Annotated in this window: 16 protein-coding genes and 1 pseudogene; 6 read left to right on the top strand and 11 right to left on the bottom strand. The window is 72.4% G+C overall.

Annotation, left to right across the window (positions count from 1 at the left end):
• Both DY245_RS15205 and DY245_RS15200 read right to left on the bottom strand, forming a co-directional pair.
• On the bottom strand, positions 1-281 hold a 281-nt coding region (locus DY245_RS15205; protein WP_128507600.1), incomplete at its 3' end, for an ATP-binding cassette domain-containing protein.
• Positions 274-1,203 carry an ABC transporter permease gene (locus DY245_RS15200; RefSeq protein WP_128507598.1) on the bottom strand — a complete coding sequence of 310 codons (930 nt, stop codon included), beginning with the start codon at positions 1,201-1,203 and terminating at the stop codon, positions 274-276. The genes DY245_RS15200 and DY245_RS15205, both read right to left, overlap by 8 nt.
• 137 nt (positions 1,204-1,340) lie before the next feature.
• On the opposite strand from DY245_RS15200, the gene DY245_RS15195 reads away from it, so the two are divergent.
• A complete protein-coding gene (locus tag DY245_RS15195; protein WP_128507596.1) occupies positions 1,341-1,964 on the top strand; it encodes a TetR/AcrR family transcriptional regulator in 624 nt (207 codons plus the stop codon).
• 283 nt (positions 1,965-2,247) lie between these two features.
• Here the strand turns inward: DY245_RS15195 and DY245_RS15190 are convergent, their stop codons facing one another.
• On the bottom strand, positions 2,248-4,599 hold the full coding sequence (locus DY245_RS15190) for a bifunctional glycosyltransferase/CDP-glycerol:glycerophosphate glycerophosphotransferase (protein WP_128507594.1): 2,352 nt from the start codon (positions 4,597-4,599) through the stop codon (positions 2,248-2,250).
• A gap of 204 nt (positions 4,600-4,803) precedes the next feature.
• Here DY245_RS15190 and DY245_RS15185 point away from each other — a divergent pair, with 204 nt between their 5' ends.
• On the top strand, positions 4,804-7,008 hold the full coding sequence (locus DY245_RS15185) for a PIG-L family deacetylase (RefSeq protein ID WP_244943058.1): 2,205 nt from the start codon (positions 4,804-4,806) through the stop codon (positions 7,006-7,008).
• Here DY245_RS15185 and DY245_RS15180 read toward each other — a convergent pair.
• Genes DY245_RS15180 through DY245_RS15170 form a run of 3 tightly spaced genes read right to left on the bottom strand, consistent with a single transcriptional unit; the run spans position 6,966 to position 11,028 of the window.
• Positions 6,966-7,433, bottom strand: a complete 468-nt coding sequence (locus DY245_RS15180; RefSeq protein ID WP_128507592.1) for a GtrA family protein — start codon at positions 7,431-7,433, stop codon at positions 6,966-6,968. The genes DY245_RS15185 and DY245_RS15180 overlap by 43 nt on opposite strands.
• Positions 7,433-8,413, bottom strand: coding sequence for a glycosyltransferase family 2 protein (locus DY245_RS15175; protein WP_128507590.1), 981 nt, complete (start codon positions 8,411-8,413; stop codon positions 7,433-7,435). The genes DY245_RS15180 and DY245_RS15175 overlap by 1 nt, the downstream gene beginning before the upstream one ends.
• A complete protein-coding gene (locus DY245_RS15170) occupies positions 8,410-11,028 on the bottom strand; it encodes a YfhO family protein (protein ID WP_128507587.1) in 2,619 nt (872 codons plus the stop codon). Before DY245_RS15170 ends, DY245_RS15175 begins: the two co-directional genes overlap by 4 nt.
• 117 nt (positions 11,029-11,145) lie before the next feature.
• Between DY245_RS15170 and DY245_RS15165 the strand changes: the two genes are divergently transcribed.
• A complete protein-coding gene (locus DY245_RS15165; RefSeq protein WP_128507585.1) occupies positions 11,146-12,756 on the top strand; it encodes a glycosyltransferase family 2 protein in 1,611 nt (536 codons plus the stop codon).
• Here DY245_RS15165 and DY245_RS15160 read toward each other — a convergent pair.
• Positions 12,743-14,080, bottom strand: coding sequence for an NsdA family TPR-like regulatory protein (locus tag DY245_RS15160; protein WP_181923680.1), 1,338 nt, complete (start codon positions 14,078-14,080; stop codon positions 12,743-12,745). The genes DY245_RS15165 and DY245_RS15160 overlap by 14 nt on opposite strands.
• Before the next feature lie 162 nt (positions 14,081-14,242).
• Here DY245_RS15160 and DY245_RS15155 point away from each other — a divergent pair, with 162 nt between their 5' ends.
• Complete coding sequence (locus DY245_RS15155) at positions 14,243-14,497, top strand: hypothetical protein (protein WP_128507583.1); 255 nt, start codon at positions 14,243-14,245, stop codon at positions 14,495-14,497.
• Positions 14,494-14,691, top strand: coding sequence for a hypothetical protein (locus DY245_RS15150; protein WP_128507581.1), 198 nt, complete (start codon positions 14,494-14,496; stop codon positions 14,689-14,691). The genes DY245_RS15155 and DY245_RS15150 overlap by 4 nt, the downstream gene beginning before the upstream one ends.
• 52 nt (positions 14,692-14,743) lie before the next feature.
• Here DY245_RS15150 and galE read toward each other — a convergent pair whose 3' ends face one another.
• From galE to DY245_RS46310, 4 genes and pseudogenes are all read right to left on the bottom strand, one after another.
• Complete coding sequence (gene galE, locus DY245_RS15145) at positions 14,744-15,721, bottom strand: UDP-glucose 4-epimerase GalE (protein WP_128507579.1); 978 nt, start codon at positions 15,719-15,721, stop codon at positions 14,744-14,746.
• 52 nt (positions 15,722-15,773) lie between these two features.
• On the bottom strand, positions 15,774-17,423 hold the full coding sequence (locus DY245_RS15140) for a glycosyltransferase family 2 protein (protein ID WP_244943057.1): 1,650 nt from the start codon (positions 17,421-17,423) through the stop codon (positions 15,774-15,776).
• Between the two features lie 277 nt (positions 17,424-17,700).
• Positions 17,701-21,062: pseudogene (locus tag DY245_RS15135) on the bottom strand (bifunctional glycosyltransferase/CDP-glycerol:glycerophosphate glycerophosphotransferase); the annotation flags it as partial.
• Between the two features lies 1 nt (position 21,063).
• The coding region (locus tag DY245_RS46310) for a glycosyltransferase family 2 protein (protein ID WP_244943056.1) at positions 21,064-21,387 on the bottom strand (324 nt) is incomplete at its 3' end.
• A 249-nt stretch (positions 21,388-21,636) separates the two neighbouring features.
• On the opposite strand from DY245_RS46310, the gene DY245_RS15130 reads away from it, so the two are divergent.
• On the top strand, positions 21,637-22,326 hold the full coding sequence (locus tag DY245_RS15130; protein WP_128507573.1) for a class I SAM-dependent methyltransferase: 690 nt from the start codon (positions 21,637-21,639) through the stop codon (positions 22,324-22,326).
• Positions 22,327-22,485 lie beyond the last annotated feature (159 nt).

Genomic DNA, 22,485 nt, shown 5'->3' with positions numbered 1-22,485 from the left:
ACCGCCTTGAGCAGCGTCGACTTGCCCGAACCGTTGGAGCCGATCAGGCCGATGGACTCGCCGCGGTACGCGGTGAAGGAGACGCCCTTGACCGCGTGCACCTCGCGTACGCCCGTCGAGGGCTTGCGGCGGATGATGCGGTTGAGGGCGGCGGTGGCGCTGCCCTTGCCCGCTCCTGTGCCGTAGACGCGGTAGACGATGTGCAGATCGTCCGCGATCACGGTGGGGATCCGGGCCTCGGTCGCTGCCGTCGGCTGGACGCCGTTCTTCTGCTCAGCCACGTCCGTACCGCTCCTCAGCCTTCCAGAAGTACACAAAGCCGACGACGCCGGCCAGCAGCGCCCAGCCGGCGGCGAACGCCCATACGTGCGGCGGCAGTTGCTTGTGGGTGAAGCTGTCGATCAGGGCGAAGCGCATCAGGTCGATGTAGACCGCGGCCGGGTTGCCGTTGAGCAGGACCTCCACGATCTTCGGGAGGTGCTTGCCCTGCAGGATTCGGCTGATGCTGAACATCACGCCGGACGCGTACATCCACGTCCGCATGACGAACGGCATCAGCTGCGCCAGGTCCGGGGTCTTGGAACCCAGCCGCGCCATGACCATCGCCAGGCCGGTGTTGAAGATGAACTGCAGGGTCAGGGCCGGCAGGACGAGCAGCCATGACCAGGTCGGCAGCTGCCCGAAGCACAGCAGGATGACCCCCAGCACGCTCATGGAGAAGAGCAGTTGCTGCAGTTGCGCCAGGCAGAACGAGATCGGCAGGCAGGCCCGCGGGAAGTGCAGCGCGCGCACCAGGCCGAGGTTGCCGGAGATCGCCCGGGTTCCGGTCATCACCGAGTTCTGCAGGAAGGTGAAGACGAAGACGCCGGTCACCAGGAACGGGATGTAGTCCTTGACGCCGTTCTTCGTGCCGAGCAGCACACCGAAGATCAAGTAGTAGACGGCCGCGTTGAGCAGCGGGGTCAGTACCTGCCAGAGCTGGCCGAGCTTGGCGGTGGTGTACATCGCGGTGAGCCGGGCGGTGGCGAACGAGGTGATGAAGTGGCGCCGCTGCCACAGCTGGCGGGTGTACTCCGGCAGCGAGGGGCGGGCACCGCTCATCGTGAGGCCGTGGCGTTCGGCCAGCGCGCGCAGCTCGGGGTCGGGGGTGGTGCCGGGGGCGGACGCCGGTGCCGGAGCCGGGGGAGCGAGGGTCTGGGGCATGGAGGCGCTTTCGTTCGCGTACGGGGGCCGCAGAAACGGAGGCCGACGACGGAACGGGTCCGTATCGTCGCGACGCCGACACTAAAGGGAGCTCGCGTCGAAACGCAACCGTAGCGTCGTGACGCTAGGCTCAAGCCATGGCAAAAGACGGCAGCGGGAGCGACCCCGCGGCGGCGCGCCGGGCCCCGGCGGGCGCCGCCGTACTGCGTGAGGACAAGACCGAGGCGATCCGCGCCGCGGTCTTCGAGGAGCTGGCCGCGGTGGGCTTCGCCCGGATGTCGATCGAGGGCATCGCCCGGCGGGCCGGCGTCGGCAAGACCGCCGTCTACCGGCGGTGGCGCTCCAAACTGCACCTCGTACTGGACGTGGTCTCCGCGGTGGCCGCCGCCGGGCTGCCGGCGCCCGACACCGGGTCGCTGCGCGGGGACGTGCGGATGCTGCTGGAGGTCGCGGCCCGGGCGCTACGGCACCCGATGGCCTCGCAGATCATCCCGGACCTGCTGGCGGAGGCGGCCCGTAGCCCGGAGCTGGCGCAGGCGCTGAAGGCGGCGCTGCACGACAGCCAGGAGGGCGTCGCGGCCGCGGTGGTGGCACGGGCGGTGGAGCGCGGCGAGCTGCCGCAGGACGTGGATACCCGCCTCGCGCTGGATCTGCTGACCGGGCCGCTGTACTGGCGGCTGCTGGTCGTCCGCGACGAGCTGCCCAAGGGGTACCTCGACGCGCTCTCGGGCTCGGTGGCGGCGGCGCTCGGGGCGGAGTGAGCTCTCGGGGCGGAGTGAGCTCGGGGTGGCGTGGGCTCGGGGCGGAGTGGGAGAGCCACCTAGGGCGGGGACGAACGCATCCCGTAGGGGACGCGAGAGCCCCCTTCGGGGCCACAACGAGGAGGGGGCGGGGTGGTATTCCTGTGGCCCAGAGCATGAGCGGGGAAACGCGAGCGGGGAGACGTGAGCCGGGAGGCGCGCCCCAGCACCCCCCGCCCCAACACACCACCGCCCCCGGCCGGCATCCGGTCGGGGGCGGTGGTGTGTGCGTGTGGGACGGGCGTCAGCCCGCCATCTCGATGTCCGAGGCGTCGGACGCCGGTGTGTCGCCGTTCGCCGCGGTGCGCTGCGCCGGCAGCTTGACCAGCCCGGCCGCGGCGGCGGCCGCACGCGGGGACGGCGCCACGGTGCGCTCCTCCTGCGGCAGCGTGGCCGGGCCCTCCTGGCCGAGGAAGACCTGGCGCACCACCCGCTCGGCGGCGTGCCCGTCGTCCCACTGGCAGAACCGCGCGCGGAACGCGGCGCGCAGCCCGGTGGCCCGCTCGTCGTCCCAGCGGCCGCTGCGGAACGCCTCGATCAGCTCGTCCTCGGTGGTGGCGATCACGCCCGGGGTGTCGCCCGGCTTGCCCGAGAGCAGGTTGAAGGTGACACCGCGGGAGCGGACGTAGGTGTCCCAGTCGTCGGCGTAGTTGATGATCGGCCGGTCGAGGTTGGCGTAGTCGAACATGATCGACGAGTAGTCGGTGACCAGGGCGTCGGCGGCGAGGCACAGCTCCTCGACGACCGGGTGGCCGGAGACATCGATCAGCGCGCCGCGCTCCTGGAGCTCCTGGAGGCCCGGGTCCTGGTCGTAGAAGTAGTGGGTACGCACCAGCAGGACGAAGTCCTGGCCGCCCGAGCCCAGTTCGCGGGAGATCTTCTCCAGGTCGAGCCGCGGGACATAGCCGACCTGGTAGTCGCGCATGGTCGGCGCGTAGAGGACGGCGGTCTTGCCGGGGGCGATGCCCAGGCGCTCGCGGATGTCCAGGACGTCCTGGGCGGTGGCCCGGTAGTAGACGTCGTTACGGGGGTAACCGGCGTCCACCGACTGGAAGTTGCAGGGGTAGACGCGCTCCCACTGCTCGGTGGTGTGCTGGTTGGAGGAGAGCGAGTAGTCCCAGCGGTCGGCGCGGGCCAGCAGCTTGCGGAAGCTCATGCCCTTGGCGGCGGCCGGGTAGCGCTTCTGGTCGGTGCCCATGGACTTCAGCGGGGTGCCGTGGTGGGTCTGGAGGTGGATCTGGCCCTCGCGCTTGATCACACCGTCCGCGAAGTTGACGTTGTTGACGAGGTACTTGGCGCGGGCCATGACCTCCCAGTAGCGCGGCGAGTTCAGCACGACATGGTCGACGCCGGCCGGGACCTGGTCCGCCAGGCTCTGCTTGACGACCCACACGCCGTGGACGTTCGGGGCCAGCTCCTTGGCCTTCTCGAAGATCGCCAGCGGGTTGCAGGCCGGCAGCCGGTTCCAGTACGCGGAGTAGACCGCGAGGTTCTCGTCCAGCGGCTGCCGCAGCAGCGCCTGGTAGCGCAGGTCCATGGCCTTGCGCTTGGCCTGCTTGACCCGCTTGGCCGCCTGCTTGCGCACCGTGCGCTGCACCTTGCCGGCGACCTTGAGGCCGGCCAGCGCCGGGTAGGCATCCTTGGCGAGCAGCGTGTACTTGCCGCCGGCCATGCCGGTGGGGCGCACGAAGCCGGCCGGGACCCGCTTGCGGTAGTCGCGGGCGGCGCGGTGGAAGAACTCGGCCTGGGCGTTCTGCGGCAGCCGGCCGGGCTTGTCCAGGACGGTCAGATAGTGGTCGATCATCTTGCGGAACATGTGCGGGCGCCAGCGCGACAGCTCGGGGTGCGCGTCGAGGTAGTCGAAGACCCGCTCGTACTGGTCGAAGACGTCGAAGTGCTTACGGCTGGTGGTGCGCAGGATGTTGCCGCCCTGCCGGCGCTGGCGGTAGTGCAGCAGCACCCGGTCCAGGACCGCGATCCGCTGGGCGGTGATCAGCGTGCAGAACGTCCAGGGGGCGTCCTCGTAGTATCCGACCGGGAACTCGAAGCCGTGCTCCTCGACGAAGTCGCGGCGGTAGGCCTTGTTCCAGACGATCTGCAGCAGATCGAGGATCTCGGGGCGCTCGGCGAGGGTGAAGGCGGGCGCGCCGGACTCGTCGAGCAGTTCGGAGAGCGCATTGCGCCGGGCGGAGCCGTCCCAGTAGGTCCGCGCGTAGTCGAAGATCAGGATCTCGGGGTTCTCGGTGGCGTCCAGCCGCTCGGCGAGGGCGCCGAGTGCGCCGGGCACGAGGGTGTCGTCGCTGTCGAGGAAGAGGATGTAGTCGCCGCGGACCTTTGCAAGGCCGGCGTTGCGGGCCAGGCCCAGGCCGACGTTCTCCGGAAGGTGCAGGACCTGGACGCGGTCGTCGCGGGCGGCGTACTCGTCCAGGATGGCGCCGCTGCGGTCGGGCGAGCAGTCGTCGACGGCGATGAGCTCGAAGTCCGTGTAGTCCTGCGTCAGCACGGAGTCCATGCACTCGCGCAGGAAGCCCTGCACTCTGAACACGGGCACGATGATGCTGAAGCGGGGTACGACGTCGAGGCCTATCTCGGACATGCGGTGCTACTCCTCGTGACGAGCTGAGTACAGAACGCAAAAAAGCCCCAAAGGGGTCTCTTGCATTGTCAGCCTTCTGACTCCTGTTCACCCGAAAAGGTTGTTGTTCGTAACCTGAAAGTTCTGTGGTGCTCATCACGGATCTGGCTAAGTACCGAAATTTTCGGACGAGCGGGATCTCCGGAGTGACCGAATACTGAGGGCGTGTCACCCCCGCGCCCGCCCCGTATATCCCGCCGCCGGCTGCTTGAGGCCACCGCCGGCGGTGTGCTCGCCGCGACGGCGGGAGCGGGCGTATGGGCCTGGCACTCGGACCGACTCCCCCGGACGGCCGAACCGGCGGGCGGGGGACGGTCCTTGGCGCATCCGGCGGACCAGTCCTTCCTGCATATCGTCGCGCACGCCGATGACGGCCTGTACTTCATGAACCCGGACCTGGAGCAGGCCATCCGCAGCGGGGCGCGCTCGGTCACCGTCTGCCTCACCGGCGGCGAGGCGGACGGCCACAACGTCAGCAGGCACGCCCGCGACCCCGACCACGTCCCCAAGGACCGGGCGGCCTTCGCCCGGGCGCGGGCCAACGGGCTGCGCGCCGCACATGCCGCGATGGCCACCGGCAACCCGGCCGCCCGCTGGGACGTCGCCGCGATCTCCCTGCTCCCCGGCTTCCAGGTGGAGATCCAGACCCTGCACGACGCCCCGCAGAACCAGCTGATCTTCCTGGAGCTGGTGGAGTCCAGAGCCGTCTGGCAGGCCCGCGCGACCAGCCTGCGCGGCCTCTGGCTCGGGGCCGCCGGCACCCTCCCCACGCTGCGCCCCACCGGCTCCCCGGTAGAGCGTCAGTTCCACTACACCCGTGACCAGGTCACCGCGACCCTGCTGGCGGTACTCGACCGGCTGCGGCCCACGGTCGTACGGACCCTGGACCCGAACGCGGTGCACTCGCGCAAGCGGCCGCCGGCCACCTCGGACCGCGACCCCCGGCTGGCCGGCCTGCGCTACTACGACCATCAGGACCACACCGCCTCCGCCTACTTCGCGCAGGCCGCGCTGGCCGCCTACCGGGCGCGCGACCGCCCCGCCATCGTGGAGAACTACCTCGGCTACGAGGCCGGCGTGCTGCCCAACGACGTCGACCTCAAGACCGCCCGCCGCAAGGCCGCACTGCTGTCGCTGTACGGCTGGGCCGACCACCGCGTCTGCGGCGACCCGGCGGGCTGCGGCGACCGCAAGGTGGACGGCTCGGCGCTGAGCGGCGGCTCACGCAACTGGACCCGCTCCACCCGGCTGCGCGCGCCCGGCTCCAACGCCTGGATCCGCCCCGCCGGGGACGGCCGGCTCGCCGCCTTCGCGGTCATGGGCGGCACGGCGTACTGCTGGACCGAGACCCGCCCCGGCAGCGGCAGCTTCGGCGCGCCGGTGCCGGTCGGCGGCACGCTGCTGCAGGGGCAGATCCATGTGGTGCGCCGCCCCGACGGTGCGCTGCAACTGTTCGCCTCCCGCACCGTGCTGCCGGGCCGTAACGCCGCGCACCGCCGCGAGCTGCTGACCGCGCCGCAGACCGGCACCGCACCGGACGGCGGGCCCCTCTTCGCGCACTGGGAGTCGCTGGGCTCCCCGGACGCGGACCCGGTCCGCTCGCTGGAGATCGGCTTCCCGGCGGCGGTGGCCACCCCGGACGGCAGGGTGCATGTCTTCGTACGGACCTGGGACGGCAATATCGCCCACCGCAGCGGCCCGCACGGTGGGCGGTGGTCGCTGTGGGAGCGGCTGGAGGGCCCGGTCGGCACCCTGACGGCGTCACCGCGGATCGTCGACGGGCTGGATGCCTGTGTGGACTCCGACGGGCTGATCCACCTGGTCGCGCCGAGCGCCGGGACCGTGCACCACTGGGTGTCCAAGGAGGCCGGGCAGATACCCCGGCCGGGCGCGGCCACCGGGCTGCCGCAACCGGCCGGCCCGGTCAGCGTGGTCCCTCTGGCCGACGGTGTGGTCCGGGCCGTCTTCCGGCGCTCGGTCACCGCGCAGGTGCTGATCGCCGAGCGGCAGCGGATGATCGGCGGCTGGCGGGTGTCGGCGCAGTGCGAGCCGGTCGGCGGCTACGGGCGGGTGGCGGCGGCGCCGGTCGGCAGCGGCGACCGGATGGTGCTGGCGGCGCGGGACGACGCCGGCGATGTGCGGATCGCGATGGCCCAGGACGGGCCCAAGCCCTGGCAGCGGGGCAGGGTGCCGCACTCGGCGGCGGCCGGTGTCGTCCAGGACGCCGTCGGGCGCGCGGTGGCGGTCGTGCTGGGCCACGACGGCCGGCTGTATGCGGCCCGTCAGACATCGGTCGGGCAGACCGCGCTCTTCGGGGCCTGGCGGGCTCAGGCGGGTTCGCTGGAGCGGACCGGCGGTGGTTCGCCCTGATCGCAGGGGGCAGGCGCGGGGGCGGTCCGGGCATAGGGACCGGTCCGGGCGGAGGGGCGCAGAATGCGCCGGGAGACCAGATAGGTGAACGGGATGGCGCCGAGCGCCGCCGCCAGCGGCGCCACCGTGCTGTTCATCCCGCACCAGCTCACCAGCGCCACCAGACCCACGCTCTGCACCCCGTAGTTGGTGACCTGTGTCAGGGGGAAGAGCAGGAACTTCTTCCAGGTGGGGCGGGTGCGGTAGGTGAAGTAGGTGTTCAGGAAGAACGAGCAGACCATGCTCGTCACAAAGCCGGCCGTGTACGCCGCGAAGTACGGCAGCAGGCGGTGCAGCGGCAGATAACAGGCGTAGAACGTCAGGGTGTTGACCCCGCCGACGGCGGCGAAACGCAGGATCTGGCCGAGCGCCGGCAGACCGCGCATCAGCCGGCCTGCGAGGTGGCGGTCGCCGGGTCCGGCGGGCCGGCGGCCGGCGCCGGGGCGCGGTCGGCGTTGCTCTCCTTGACCAGGAAGTGCGGCCGCCGCTTGGTCTCGTAATAGATCCGGCCGATGTACTCGCCGATCAGCCCGAGCATCACCATCTGCAGCCCGCCCAGGCCCACGATGATCGCCACCAGCGTCACATAGCCCGGCGCGGTGACCCCGCCGACGACCGCGGCGCCGATGATCCACAGGGTGTAGAGCGTGGCGAGCGAGGCCAGGCCGAGCCCGGCGTAGATGGCCAGCCGCAGTGGGCGGCAGTTGAAGGAGAGCATGCCGTCGATGCCGTAGTTGACCAGCGAGCCGAAGCGCCATTTGGTCTCGCCGGCCTCCCGGGCGGCGTTGCGGTAGTCGAAGGTGACGGTGTCGAAGCCGATCCAGGAGAACAGGCCCTTGGAGAAGCGGTTGTACTCCGGCAGCGAGAGCAGCGCGTCCACGGCCTTGCGGGACAGCAGCCGGAAGTCGCCCACGCCGTCGGTGAGTTCGACATCGACCCAGGTGTTGACGGCCCGGTAGTAGAGCCGGCTGAGCGCGCTGCGCAGCCGGCGGTCGCCGTGCCGGCTGCGTTTGGCGATGACCTGGTCGTGGCCGAGCTGATAGAGGTCGAGCATCTTCTCGATGAGCTGGGGCGGATGCTGCAGATCGGCGTCCATGATGATCACCGCGTCGCCGGTGGCCGCCCTGAGGCCGGCCAGTATGGCGGGCTCCTTGCCGAAGTTACGGCTGAAGGAGAGATAGGTGGTGTCGTGGTGCTGCTGGGCGAGGCTGCGAAGCCGGGGCAGGGTGCCGTCGGCGCTGCCGTCGTCCACGTAACACAGCTCGTACTCGACGGCGAGTCCGCCGAGGGCCGCACGGACCGTCTCGTCGAAACGGCTCAGCACGGCCTCTTCGTTGTAGCAGGGGACGACGAGGGAGAGCTTCATGAGCAGGCCTCCTTGGTGGAGTGCGGCCGTGGCCGGGCGCGGCCCCGTGGACGGCCCCCGGTCGCGGCCGCCGCGAGCACCAGCGCAGCCACGCCGCTCGCCGCCAGCCCCGGCTTCAGGCCCGGCGGAACGTACGCACACGACAGCCGCCGCGCCCCGGAACCCAGCGGGACGGCCAGCAGTCCGCCGAACGAGGACGGGGCCCGGTACGGACCGCCGTCCACCGCACAGCCCCACCCCGCGACGGCCGGGAGCGCCAGCACCGCATGGCCCTTGCTGCCCCGGGGCAGCCGGGCCGTCAGACCGTGCCCGCCGGTGGTCAGCGAGCGGGGCCCGCGCAGGGCGCGCACCGCCGTGGCGAGCCTGGCCCGCGACAGACACCCGAGGGCGTGCTCGGGCACGAGCTGCCGGCCCTGGCCGATGAAGCGCACCGAGACGGTGCCGTCGGCCGGCACCCGGCCCAGCTCCCGCACCGGATTCGCGGTGACATCGCGCCGGCCGATCCCCTCGGTGCGCGCGCCCAGGCCGCTGACCTGCCCGGAGAACCACGGCGCCGACCAGACGACGGTGCTGCCCGGGGTGCACTGCGCCGTAAAGGTGGTGCCCACGCCGTCGGGGCCCGCAGAGGGCGGCCCGGCGGCCGGCAGCAGCCAGCCGCCGCGGTCGGGCGCCGGGATCGCGCCCGCGGCGGGCTTCAGGGCCGGCACCTCGTAGACGGCGGCGCCCAGCACCCGCTCCTGGCGGGCGAATACGGTCTCCTTGCCGGCCGGGGGGCGCGGAAGGGCGCCGCGTACGGTCAGCAGCGGGGCCGGGCGCGCACGGTGTGCGGTGAACCGGGCGCGGTGGTGCCCCACCGGGGACAGATGGCTGCCGACGCCCATGAGGGCCTGGCCCACCGGGTCCTCGAAGCTGAGGGTATGACGGCCCTTCATGTACCAGCCGGCGCCCAGGCCCCGCAGGGCGCGGGCGGTCGCGGCCGGCACATAGCTGCTGTAGTACGCGCCGCCCTCGCCGCCGATCAGCAGCGGGTCGTTGTTGGCGAACTCGTGCGGGCCCGGGTCGGTGCGCGAGCGCGGCCAGTCGGCGCGGGCGACCAGCCCGTCCTGGGCCTTCAGCGACGGCCCGGTCAGTGTGATCTTGGGGCGGAACCAGGCGATCTTGTCCCGTACCGCCGTCACCGAGAACGCCGTGTACGCCGAACAGAGCAGCACCGTGCCGGTGAGCGCGGCGGTGACGGCGGTGCGGGCACGGGCGCTGCGCAGCGCGGTGAGCGCGGCCAGCCCCAGCAGGGTCGCGGCGCCGCCGCCGGCCACCAGGATCCAGGTGGCGGTGCCGACCGCGCCCTGGTCGCGGCAGAGCCAGGCGAGCAGCGCGACCAGCGCCCCGCCCGCGGCCATTTCGCCGAGCCGTGGGCGGTGTGCCAGCGCGAGCCAGGAGATCATCACGAGGATCCCGCTGAGCACGAAGGCGGCGCGGTACGGGCTGCCGTTGGGCAGCGCGAAGCCGTGCCACAGCAGGATCGTCGGCTCCCAGACGAACGAGGCGGCGACGCCCGCCGCCAGGACGTACCAGCCGATCCGCGTCCGCAGTGGCACCGCGCGCAGGAACGGGAAGGTGGCGACCAGCAGCAGCCCGGGGATCCCGATGAAGATGTTGGGGGTCGCCACCCCGCCGTGGCCGCCGGGCAGCAGCTGCGCCAGCTGGTAGAGCAGCGAGGGACGGTCGCGGTAGAACACCTCGGGTGCCGGCTGGGCGGCCCGGCTGGCCTCGAAGGTGACGGTCAGTACGGGCGCCGCGAGCAGGATGCCGGTCAGCGCCATGGTGGTGGCCCGGGCCAGTGCGCGCAGCCGGTCGCGCGGCGGCAGTTGCGCGGCCGTCAGCAGCCGCAGGACCAGCACCAGCGCCATGGCGAGGGTGGCCATCGCCGCCGTGTAGAAGTTGCCGGCCCAGGCGAGGGCGACCAGCAGGGTGCCGGCCACCCAACGGGTGCGGCGCACACACCAGTCCGCCGCGATGCCGAGCAGCGGCAGCGCGACCAGGCCCCACATCCACATCGGGTCGGCGAAACCGTCGTTCAGCACCCAGGCACACAGCCCGTACCCCACCGACAGCAGCGCCCGCAGCCGGCCGGGGCCCGGGTGCAGCCGGCCGAGGAAGACGGTCATCAAGGCGGCGCCCAGACCGATGCTGAACAGGGTGACCAGGAAGACCGGGAGGTCGGCCAGTTCGCGAGGGAAGAGCCCGACGAGCCAGGAGAACGGGTTCATCAGGTAGGTGAAGAAGTCGGCGAGGAACGGGACGCCGTATCCGCTGCTCCAGTTGAAGAGCAGATCGCCGCTGGTGTTGCCGTGCATCAGGTCCCACAACCGGGCGTGGAACGGGACGAACTGATTGCCCAGATCGTTGACGGCGCGTGAGCGCGGGCCGAACGGGTAGCTGCCGTAGAGGGCCAGTCCCAGGCAGTACGCCCCCATGGACAGCGCCGCCGCGAGCCAGGGCGCGGCCAGGCGCCGGCGGGTTCTGCGGATCGCCTTCAGGGGTTCCCCTGCGGGAAGGCGCCGGTCGGCCTCCTGGGGCCGGACCGCCTCCTGTGGGGTGGCGGGCGTCGGGGCCACCGGCACTCCTCCACGGTCGGCGAACTTTCACCCAACGTTATATGTCTTAATAGTCCATTTTGCCCTGTTGGGGCGCCGAGTATTTCGAGGGATTGCAGAAAACGAACGGAGCGCACGGTGCCCGTCCATGCCGACATCGCGGCCGCGGCCCCCACGGGCCCGGCCCCCACCGACCTGGCCACCACGGGGCCGACCGTCTCCGTGATCGTGCCGGTGCACAACACCCGGCGCTACCTCGACCGCAGCCTCGGCTCGGTCTTCGCCCAGACGATGGACCAGCGCCGCATCGAAGTGATCGCGGTCGACGACGGATCCACCGACGACAGCGCGCAATGGCTCGCCGAGCAGGCCCGCAGCCACCCCAATCTGACGGTGCTGCGCCGGCCGGCGTCCGGCGGCGCGGGCAGACCGCGCAACATCGGCCTGGACCGGGCCACCGGCGACTACGTCTTCTTCCTCGACTCCGACGACCGCCTCGGCGCCGCGGCGCTGTGCCGGCTCACCCAGATGGCCGAGCGGCACGGCTCGGACATCGTCTACGGCCGGATCGTCGGCGCCGACGGCCGCGCCGCCCCCATCGACCTGCGCACCACCAGCGCCGGCGTCTCGGTCTTCGACTCCCCGGTCTACTGGTCGCTGGCCGCCTACAAGCTCTTCCGCCGCTCCTTCCTCGAACAGCACCGGCTGCGCTTCGTCGAGGGCCGGCTGCTCGCCGAGGACCTGCCGTTCGGCATCACCGCCCTGCTGCGCGCCGAGGTCGTCTCCGTCGTCGCCGACTACGACTGCTACTACCTGCACGGCCGCGACGACAACAGCAACGCCAGCCGCCAGGACATGGACTGGTGCGACTACCTCGACTACATCGGCACCGTCCTCGCCGGTGTCGCGGCCGAGGTCCCGCCCGGCGAGGACCGCGACAAGCTGATGGTCCGGCACTTCCACGGCGAGATCCTGATGCCCTTCGCCGCCCCCTACCTCGCCCGCGACACCGCCGGCCGGCAGGCCATGGCGGCCGCCGCCCGCCCGCTCGTCGAGCGCTACCTCACCGACCGGGTGCTGGCCGCTCTCCCGCCCCGGCTCCGGCTGCGCGCCCACTGCCTGCGCACCGGACTCGACGACGAGCTGACCGCCGTCGTCCGCGCCGACACCGAGACCGCGCCGGCACCCGCGCACATCGACGCCGACGGCCGTGTCTACGCCGGCTACCCGTACTTCCGCGACCCGCGGCGCACCATCCCCGACGCCTGCTACGACCTCACCGACCGCCTCGTACTGAGCCAGCGGCTGACCCGCCTCCACTGGGTGGCCGGCGTACTGCACCTGAGCGGCACCGCCACCCTCCCGGAACTCGGCGGCGACACCGTCGAGATCCTGCTGCACCGCGACGGCACCGAACACCGCGTCCGGGCCCACTGCACGGACGGCACATGGCACGCCACCCTCGACCCGGCGACCGCCGCGGACGGCGGACCACTGCCCGACGGCACCTGGGACCTGAAGATCGCGGCCACCGCCCACGGCACGGGCCCCACGGCAGCACACGCGGTACGCCGCGAGGCATGGCTGATCCCCCAGCACGACCCCGCACTACGCCCACGAGCCGTCGACCGAGGCCCGATCGGCCCGGCCCGCGCCACACTCTTCCGCTCCCCGCCGCACGGGCGTCTCCAGCTCGAACTGGGCCCGGACGGCGGACGCACGGGCGGCACCCCTCCTAGGCCGCTTTGAGGCGCTCCACGCTCCGTACCCGTGTCGAAAGGGCCCGGACGGCCGGAAGCCGACGGTAGGGGCGCAGGCCCCTGCGCAGGGTGGCGAAGTGCTCGTCACCGCGGGCGCTGGAGATCGCGGCGTAGTCGTCCAGGAACCGGCCCCACACCTCACAGGACTCCTCGACGTGTCGCATCGCGAGGAGGCGTGTGGCGAGGAGTCCGGTGGCGTGGACGCGGCCTTGCCGTTCTCCGTGGGGCCGGTAACGGTTCGAACGGCGCAGCGCCGTGACCGATCCGGCGCGGTCGCCGAGTTCCCACATCACGTGAGCGACATGGAATTCGTACGCCGCCCGGTCATAGCCTCCGATCGCGTCATTGCGGCCCTCCGCCCGCGACAGGGCCTCCTCGGTTTCCCGCAGGCGGGCGAATGCCTGCCGGCGGTCCTTCACCATCGCTGCACCGTGTGCCTGTTGCCCTCGGAGGAATGCGACCAGCCGCGGGCCCGCCGCCGGTGCGGCTTCGGCCGCGCTGTCGGCAAGTTCCAACGCCTTGTTGCCGTAGCCGAGGTTCGATGCCTGAAGCGCCATGCCGCGCAGTGTGCGGCAGTAGGTGACGTGGTCCTCCGCGCTGCCTGCGAGGGTGAGTGCTTGCAGGTAGTACTTCTGTCCGGTCCCGTGTTCCCGCTCGTACATGGCCATCCAGCCCGTGAGGTACACCAGATCGGACGCTGCTGCCTTCATCGCCTTCTTCACGGCCTCGCCGCCGTCTGCCCGCAGGTACGGCCCGACGGTGTTGACGAGGAACGCCGCCGCCATCGGCCGGGCATGCCCTCCCCCCAGCTCGTCAAGGATGTCGGCGATCTTCGCCGTCATGGTCCGGACGGTCGATACATCGCTCATGCCGATATGTACGGTGCGGCCGGCCGATACCGCCTCCGTACGGCCTGCCAGATCCTCGAACTGAGGGATGGCCAGCGTCGCCGAGTACAGGCCGGCGCCGAGCACCGCGCGGCGTGAGGGGGCCATGTCCGCCCTCCCGAGATCGACCACACCGGATACGACATCCGGGGGAGCCGGTTCGGCAACGTCGCCCAGTCCGGCCTCCGAGGACGTCACCGGCCTGCCGAGGAGCCGGGAGAGACCTTCGACGACGGCGGGACGAGCCTCTGCCTTGGGCAGGGAGCCCTTGAGCCAATGGGAGACGGCCGTCTTGTCGTAATGCAGGGGCACGCCGAGTTCGCCGCCGATCCGGTTCACGGTCCGTGCAAGCTGCGCGTTCCCGACCCCTCCTTCCCGCATCAGGCCCGCGAGGGCGAGGTTCGGCGTTCTTGATCGTGGTGCCATCTCGTGACCCCCGAGCGTTCAACCAGTTCAACCGTCCGTCCACTCTGCTCCCTTACCCGGTGCGCCGTAAGGGAGTTGGGTGATTACCAGCCGTCCGGGCCTGCTCCCCAGACCGGCGGGCGCCCCCTCCACAGACCATCCGTCCAGCGTGAGGACCCGCTCATGACCACGCGCACCCCCGCCACCCAACCCCTCGGCCTCGGGCACGGGGATCACCCGCTGCTCGGCCGCCGAGTGGTCGACCATGCTCACGACGACCGTGTCGGCGTTCTCCGGGCCATCGCCCCCGACGTGAAGGACAACAACCCCGGCTTCGTTCTCCGCGTTCCGAACACGCCCCTTGTGGCGTGGCTTGCGCTGGAGGGCGGCGGTGTGGAGTGGACGACCGCGCCGGACGCGATCGAGGCCGCGGAATGAGCGCAGCACAGGGCCCCCGGGTGGGCGATGAGGTCGAGTACGCCCCAGGGCGTCTGGCCGTCGTGACGGACATCCGCAAGGGCGTCCCCTACCTGCGGCGAGCGGGACACCCGGAGTGGCCCGCCCAGAACCCGAACGGGCTGACCGTCTCGCGCACCAGGGTGCAGCGGATCGCGGACGGCGACTTCCGGTGAGGGACCGCTGCCCTCACCGTGCCCGGCGGCCGTACGCGCTGAGCACCCGCGGTCAGCCCTTCGCCTGGTGGTGCTGCCAGCCTGACCAGGCTGAGGTGATCATGGAGCGGACGTCGTGGTGGGCCTTCCAGCCCAGTTCGGTGGTGATGCGGTCGGCGGACGCGACGACCCGGGCCGGGTCGCCGGGGCGGCGCGGGGTGACCTCGGCGGTGACGCCCTCGTGGCCGGTGAGCTCGGTGATCAGGTCGACCAGTTCGCGTACCGAAACGCCTTCGCCGCGGCCGATGTTGAGGGTCAGATCGCGTACCGGGCCCGGCTCGGCGAGCTTGCGGGCGGCCGCCACATGGGCGTCGGCGAGGTCGGCGACATGGATGTAGTCGCGGATGCAGGTGCCGTCGGGGGTGTCGTAGTCATCGCCGAAGATGCGCGGTGCGGCGCCCTCGGTGAGCGCCTCGAAGACCATCGGGACGATGTTGAAGACACCGGTGTCGGCCAGTTCGGGCGTGGCCGTGCCGGCGACGTTGAAGTAGCGCAGGCAGGCGGTGCTGATGCCGTGCGCCTTGCCCACCGCGCGGGCCATCCACTCGCCGATGAGCTTGGTCTCGCCGTACGGGTTGATCGGCACGCACGGGGTGTCCTCGGTGACCAGCTCGACATCCGGCATGCCGTAGACCGCGGCCGAGGAGGAGAAGACCAGCCGGCCGACGCCGCCCGCGGCCATCGCCTCCAGCAGGGTCTGCAGACCGTGGACGTTCTCGCGGTAGTAGAGCAGCGGCATCTCGACGGACTCGCCGACCTGCTTCTTGGCGGCCAGGTGGACGACATCGGTGATGCCGTGCTCGGCGATCGTCTCGTCGAGCAGGGCGCGGTTGAGCGTGGAGCCCACGACCAGCGGGACGCCCTCCGGGATCCGGGCGGCCACGCCCGACGTCAGGTCGTCCAGCACGACTACCTGCTCGCCCGCCTGCCGCAGGGCCCGTACGACATGGGCGCCGATGTAGCCGGCACCACCCGTGATCAAGTAAGACATGGCTCAATCCTAGGCTCGGTGGTCAAAGACGGTGGGGATCACCCGCGGCGGGTCAGCGGCGAAGGCGGCGGGCGGCGATCCGCCAGACGCTGCGCAGCCCCGAGGCGACCCGCAGCGACAGCGCGCCGCCGTGCGTCGCATACGGCTGCACCAGCAGCAGAAGGTGGCGCCGGCTGGGCAGCACCCGGCGGCGCAGCCCCGGCCCGGTGGCCCGCAGCGCGGCGCGGAAGCCGGCCCCTTCCGCGCAGCCGACCTGCGCCATCAGGTCCCAGGGCTCGGGATCGGCCGAGCTGCTGCCGCGCTCGATCAGCGCGTCGAGATCCAGCACCACCTCGGCGGTCCAGCCGGCCGGTGACCCGGGGCCGGCCGGGGCCGCGGTGAGGGCCGCGGTGTGGACCGGGCCGCGCCGGTCGTCCCGGCGGCGGCGCAGCTCGATGTCGATGCGCTCCGGCTTGACGGCGGCCAGCCGGCCGTACAGATCGTGTATGCGCAGTCGCAGCACATTGCGGTTGCCGAGGGCCGGTTCCGCGTCGATGGTCACCGGCAGCCGGTGCGTCGGCTTGGTGCCGATCGCGTCCAGCTCGACGCCGGGCAGGTCCGCCGACCACACGGCGCGGCCGTCGGCCTCCGCGTACGGCGGCAGCAGCCGGCCGGGCCGGGCCGCCAGCTGGGTCAGCCGCTCCAGGTCCCGCGGGGCCGGGGAGGCGAGCACGACCCGGGCCAGCCAGCGGGCCGGGGCGCGGGCGGCGCGCAGATCGGCCTCGTCGAAGCCGGCGAGATAGTCGCGGCTTTGCCGCCACCACTCGGCGCGGTAGTCGGCGCCGCGGGTGTGCAGCTCACGGACGTACATCCGCAGATCGTGGTCGAGGAATTTGGTGGCGGCGGTGTGCGCCAGCGCCTTCTGCCCGGCGTCCTGGAAGATCCGCACGCTGGTGCGGTGCGCCTCGATCCGCGCCTTCCAGTTGGTGACGTCCTTGCGGTCCAGCGAGATCGACTGCTTGGCGGCCGAGCGGCGGACGTGCCAGACGTAGACGCTGTCGGGGATCGTCGCGATCCGCGGCGCGGCGGCCAGCACCCGCGCGGTGAAGACGAAGTCCTCGTAGGTGAAGCGGCCCTCGGGGAAGGTGATGGTGTGCTTGTCGAGGAAAGCCCGCTCGTAGAGCTTGTTGACGCACAGGGTGTCCCGGACCAGCTGGGGGCTGGATTCGGGGGAGTCGTGCACCGCCGGCTCGCGGTAGAGGCCCGGCTGCCAGGGGACGTCGCGGTGCGCGGGCAGCTCACGGCGTACGCAGGCGCCGGCCACGACCGGGGCGTCATGCCGCAGCGCGGCGGCGAGCAGCGCCCGGACCGCGCCCGGGGGCAGCACATCGTCGCTGTCCAGGAACATCACAAAGCGCCCGGTGGCGGCGCGCAGACCGTCGTTGCGCGGGGTGCCGCAGCCGCCGCTGTTCTCGCTGCGGTGGATGACCCGCAGCCGCGGCTCGGTGCGGGCGAGGGCGTCCAGCGCCGCGCCGGTGCCGTCGGTGGAGGCGTCGTTCACCGCGATCACCTCGGTGACCGTCTCCCCGGGCGTCCCCTGCGCGAGTGCGGAGCGCACCGCATCGCCGACATGGCCGACATCGTTGAAGGCGATGACGACGACGCTGACCTGTGCGGATGGCGTGATGGTGGGCCCTGGCAGCGGATCGAGGGCTTCTTTCACAGTCACTAAATCTACATTTCGTGTCGACAGCATCTCTTGGCGCGAGCGGGGTCCGAACCCATTTCCGATGGGTCAGAGGGCGAAACCCGCCGTGCGGTTGCACCCGCCGCCCCGTCTTTCCGCCCTCTTGCCGTCTTCTTACCTGGCGGGAGCCGGGACTTGGGTGCGCAGTGGCCCGTAAGAGCGCCTGCACATGCTGTAACGACGCGAGTGGCGTGCGATGCCGATCCGCACGCCATCACCTTGCGGCGAACCGGCCCGGTCACCGCTTCGCCCTTCACCGCTCCATCAGGTCCGCGACCCGGCCCGCCGCACCGCCGTCGTCCCGATGGCAGAACGTCGCCCGGAAATCCGCGTACGCATCCGCCCCCGCCACAGCGATCGCGTCCAAGTCGCCCAGCGCGTCGATCAGTTCACCGGTCGTGGTGAGCAGCGGCCCCGGCGCCCGGGCCTCGAAGTCGAGGGTGAAGCCGCGCAGGGTGTCGCGGTAGTGCGGCAGGTCGGGCGTCAGAAAGAGCATCGGGCGGCCGGTGTTGGCGAAGTCGGCGGCCAGCGAGGAGTAGTCGGTGACCAGGACGTCCGCGGCCAGCAGCAGCTCGGTGGCGTCGGGGTGGGTGGAGACGTCGAGGGCGAAGGGGGCGTGGTGGGCGGGCAGCCGGTCGGCGACCAGCGGATGGCTGCGGACCAGCAGGACGTGGTCGTCCGCCAGCTCGCGCCGCGCCAGATCGAGATCGAGCGGCAGATGCAGCCGGTGGTGGCCCGCGTCGTAGGCCAGATCGTCGCGGGGCGTCGGCGCGTACAGCACCACTTTCTTGCCGGGCCCGATGCCGAGCCGTTCGCGTACCGCGGCCGCCGTTTGGTCGCGATCGGCGGCGAACAGCGCGTCGGTACGCGGCAGTCCGGTCTCCAGCAGCCGGCCGGAGTAGCCGAGCGCGGAGCGCAGCACCGGTGTGCTGTGCGCGTTCGGCGACAGCAGCACGCTCCACTGCCGGCTCACCCGCGGCCGCGGCGCCAGATGGGCGAGCCCCGAGCACAGCGTGCCGGCCAGGTCGGCGCCGATCCGCTTGAGCGGGGTGCCGTGCCAGGTCTGGATGGTGCGCTGGCCGCCGCGCCGGGTGAACCACCAGGGCAGATGGGTGTTGGTGACCACCCAGCGGCTGTGCGCCAGCGCGCCGTGCCACTCGGCGCTGCCCACCACCACCGCACGGGCCGACTCCGGGACCTCGGTCTGCGCATCGCGCACCGCCCACAGATGCTCCACATCCATGCCCCGGCGCACCAGCTCCTCGTGCACCGCGCGCGGCGAATCCCCGTACGCACGGCCGCCGAAGCTGCTGTAGAGGACGGTGTCGCGCAGCGGGCGGGAGCGGTGCAGCGAGTAGTGCTGCTCGCGCAGCAGCCGGCGCCGGTAGGGGCCGCGGTCGGTGGCCGGCAGCGCGGGCCCGGCCACCACGAACGCCTCGTCCTGCCGGTGCCGGTCGAGGGTGAGCGGCTTGCCGCGGACCGTACGGGAGGCCGGCAGCCCGTCGAGGACGGACGGCGCGAAGCGGACCGGGGCGTCCAGCACGGAGCCGGGCGCGCCCTGTTCGCGCAGATGCAGCGTCCAGCGGCCCTCGCGCAGCGGCACCGGCCCGGCGAGCGAGGGCAGCGCGCCCAGCGGCAGCGCGCCGTGGAACCGGCCGTCGTCGTGGGTGGTGGGGAAGGCCAGCTCGGCGGCGTGCGCGGCGTGTTTGAGGACCAGCTCGGTGGCGTGCGGCGCGGCGTCCGGCAGCCCGCCCGCCACCAGCAGGGTGCCGTCCGCGCGCCACATCACCCGGTCCAGATACGGCTGCGGGGTGCGGTCGTGCAGCACGAGGTTCCCGGCCGGGGAGGCCGCCACCACCAGTTCGCGGCCGTGCGAGAGCGGATGGGCGACGGGGGTGAGCCCGGGGTTGCAGGCGATCGGGTCGGTGGAGCCGTCGGGCAGCACCAGCTCGGGCGCCCAGCTCTCGGTGTGCGCCGGCGGGATCGCCCGCGGCGCGCCGTCCCGGGTGGGGCGCGCGGCGGTCAGGGCGTCGAGGCGGATGCGGACGGTGAGCCGTGGAGGTGCGGCGCCGCCCGCCGCCGTCGTCGTCCCCGGCGTGTCACCGTGCGCCGCCGGTACGGGCCGGGTCTCCACCGCCCCCGTCTCCACGGGGAGCGACACCACCGTGCCGGTCCCCTGGTGGGTCAGCCGCAGGGCGGCCGGCGCCGGGCCGGGTGCGGTGACGGTCAGGTCCAGGGCGCCGGCCGCCGCCGCATGATGGCCGGCCAGGTGCCGGGTGCGGCGGGCGACGGACAGCCGCAGCCGCCCGTCCGCGTACCGGGGCGTGATCCGTACCCTGCCGTCCGCGCCCTCGTCGGCCACCTCATGGGTGCCCGGTGCGGCGCCCGAACCGGTCTCCGGTGCGCACAGCGCCGCGGCCCGCAGCACGCTCGCCGACGCCAGCACCACCCCGGCCGTCCATTCGCCCTCCTCCCAGCGCCCGCCCTTGCGCAGCCGGGCCGGATCGAGCCGCACCTCGAAGCCCGACCAGTCGTAGCAGTGCAGCTCCTGACCGGACTCGGCGGTCGCCTCCGGCATCGCCACCGGCCGCAGCGGCAGCAGGATCCGGCGCCGCCCGCACGCCAGCACGGCCGTTCTGAGATAGCTGTGCCGGGTCGCGGCGTCCAGATTGCGGATATAGGCGTAGCCGCGCAGCAGCAGCGCGCCGTCCTGCCACACCGCCTCCTGGACCCGGGCCCGTACGGGGAAGTCGGCGCGGTCCAGCCGGGTCACGCCCGGTGGCAGCTCCAGCGGCGGCGTCAGCGGCAGCACCGCCCGCTTGCGCAGCGGCGGCCCGGCGACCGTGAACCCGGCCGGGTTGCGGGCCTCGTGCGCGAGCAGGGTGAGCAGATCGGTGAGCCGCCCGGAGCGGATCAGGTACCAGCGCATCCGCAGCTGGACGGGGAGCGTGGGGAACAGCCGCGGGTCGACACCGGAGAGGAAGTCGCGGGCGCAGTCCAGGAATGCGGTCCGGGTCTCCGGCGCGATCGCCGGTAGCGCATCGACGAGGTCGAGCAGCCCGTCGGTGAGCTGCGAGCGGTCGTAGTCGCGCTGATGGCCGTTCACCCGGGCGCGGGCCGGGTCGGCGAGGAAGCGGCGGATACCGGCCACCGCGGCGAACCGGTCCCGTACGCCCTGGGCATCGATCTGCCGGTGGCGGTCGGGCCCCTCCGGCAGCCGCCGGTAACAGACGTGCTCATGCAGCACATCGACCGCCTCGGCGAGGAAGTGCGCGGGCAGTGTCACCGCCGCGTCATGGCACAACGCGCCCTCGGGAAAGGCCAGTTCGTGCTTGTCCCAGAAGGTGCGGCGGAAGACCTTGTTGCGGGCGAAGTGGTCCGACAGCAGGGTGAGGTCCTTGGTGATGTGGGTGCGCAGCGCCGTGTCGCGGGTCGCCGAGTGGTGCGCGGACTGGCTGCGGCCGCCCGCGCCGAGCAGATAGACATTGCCGGTCGCCAGGTCCGCGCCGGACTTGTCCAGCAGACCGATGAGGTCCTCGTAGGCGCGGGGCAGCAGCACATCGTCGGCGTCGAGGAACGCCAGATGGTCGGTGTGCGGATAGGCGTGCCGGGCACNGAGGAACGCCAGATGGTCGGTGTGCGGATAGGCGTGCCGGGCACCGGTGTTGCGGAGCGCTCCGCAGCCGGGGGCCGGATCGCCGCCGGGGTGGTGGACGATCCGGAACCGCGGGTCGCGCTCGGCGAAGCGGCGGGCGAGGGCTGTGGGCGAGCCTTCCGCGGCGGTGGTGGCACCGGTGCCCTCCGCGGGCCCGCCGTCCACCATCACCACATCCAGGTCGGTCAGCGTCTGGGCCGCCACCGACTCCAGGCACTCCTCCATATTCCGCTCGGATCCCTCGATGCGATGGACCGGGACGACGACGGTGAGCCGAGGCTTCATACGTGGACCACGCCTTTCCGGACTGGCGATGCACAAGACCGGTCCGTTCAACTCGCGCATCGGCGACACGGTCACCGGATCTGCGCTGAAAGGGTGAGGCGCCTCATCGACAGTGCGTGTTCGGGTGATTACGCTCGGTGCGCGAAGTCGGCGCGCCACAGCGCCGGGCCGCGTCCGATGCCGTAGACCCGTTGCACAGCGTTATGGCGCCCCGCGCGCCGCATCCCCAGGGAAGGTGACCGCGTCCCGATGCCCGGCCGAACCGACAGCTCCGCCGCCACCGACAGCCCCGACGCCGGGCCGCCGCCCGGCGGTGACACCCGGACCGCCCGGACGGTGTCCTCCGCGGGCACCGCGCCGTCCGCCTCGACCGCGCGGCTGCCGGCCGACCGGGTCCGCTGTGGCCTGGCGCGGCTGCTGCCCGCCCGGTCCCCGTACCGCAGCCAGCTGCGGCGGATCGGTTCCGGGCGGGTGCTGGAGATCGGGTGCGGGGCGGGCGACACGCTCGCCGACTGCGCGCCCGGGAGCGTCGGGGTGGACCATGATCCGCGCTCGGTGGAGCACTGCCGGGCGCGCGGGCTGACCGCCTATACGGCCGACACCTTCCTCGCGAGCCCGCATGCCAGACCCGGCGCCTTCGACGCGCTGCTGTCCGCGCATGTCCTGGAGCATCTGGACGACGAGCAGGTGGAGGGCCTGCTGCGGGCCTATGTCCGCTACGTACGGCCGGGCGGCGGGGTGCTGCTGATCACCCCGCAGGAGGCCGGGCACCGCGCCGGTCCCGCCCCGGTCCGCTTCACCGACTTCGCACTGCTGCGCGCCTTCGCGGAATCCGCGGGCCTGTCCGTACGGCGTGCGTACTCCCATCCGCTGCCGCGCCCGGCCGGGATGCTGCTGCGGTCCAATGCGTTCGTGCTGGTGGCGCAGGTGCCGCGGTAGCGCGGGCCGGGGGGCCGCCCCGGCCCGCGCCGGGTATGTCAGCGGTTACGGGACCGCTTGCGGGCCTTGACGATGGCCCGGGTGACGATCGGCGGCAGGACGTCCAGCGCGACCCGGCGCACCGTGCTGCGCGTCGGGATCGGCGGGCGGGCCGCCGGG

The organism is Streptomyces inhibens (assembly GCF_003389455.1).
Taxonomy (GTDB): domain Bacteria; phylum Actinomycetota; class Actinomycetes; order Streptomycetales; family Streptomycetaceae; genus Streptomyces; species Streptomyces inhibens.
This window is presented reverse-complemented; position numbering and strand designations above follow the sequence as displayed.

Bases quoted from the DNA above. Each gene is read 5' to 3' on its own strand.
- DY245_RS15200 (WP_128507598.1), bottom strand. From the start codon at position 1,203: ATGCCCCAGACCCTCGCTCCCCCGGCTCCGGCACCGGCGTCCGCCCCC.
- DY245_RS15195 (WP_128507596.1), top strand. From the start codon at position 1,341: ATGGCAAAAGACGGCAGCGGGAGCGACCCCGCGGCGGCGCGCCGGGCC.
- DY245_RS15190 (WP_128507594.1), bottom strand. From the start codon at position 4,599: ATGTCCGAGATAGGCCTCGACGTCGTACCCCGCTTCAGCATCATCGTG.
- DY245_RS15180 (WP_128507592.1), bottom strand. From the start codon at position 7,433: ATGCGCGGTCTGCCGGCGCTCGGCCAGATCCTGCGTTTCGCCGCCGTC.
- DY245_RS15175 (WP_128507590.1), bottom strand. From the start codon at position 8,413: ATGAAGCTCTCCCTCGTCGTCCCCTGCTACAACGAAGAGGCCGTGCTG.
- DY245_RS15160 (WP_181923680.1), bottom strand. From the start codon at position 14,080: ATGGCACCACGATCAAGAACGCCGAACCTCGCCCTCGCGGGCCTGATG.
- DY245_RS15155 (WP_128507583.1), top strand. From the start codon at position 14,243: ATGACCACGCGCACCCCCGCCACCCAACCCCTCGGCCTCGGGCACGGG.
- DY245_RS15150 (WP_128507581.1), top strand. From the start codon at position 14,494: ATGAGCGCAGCACAGGGCCCCCGGGTGGGCGATGAGGTCGAGTACGCC.
- galE (WP_128507579.1), bottom strand. From the start codon at position 15,721: ATGTCTTACTTGATCACGGGTGGTGCCGGCTACATCGGCGCCCATGTC.
- DY245_RS15130 (WP_128507573.1), top strand. From the start codon at position 21,637: ATGCCCGGCCGAACCGACAGCTCCGCCGCCACCGACAGCCCCGACGCC.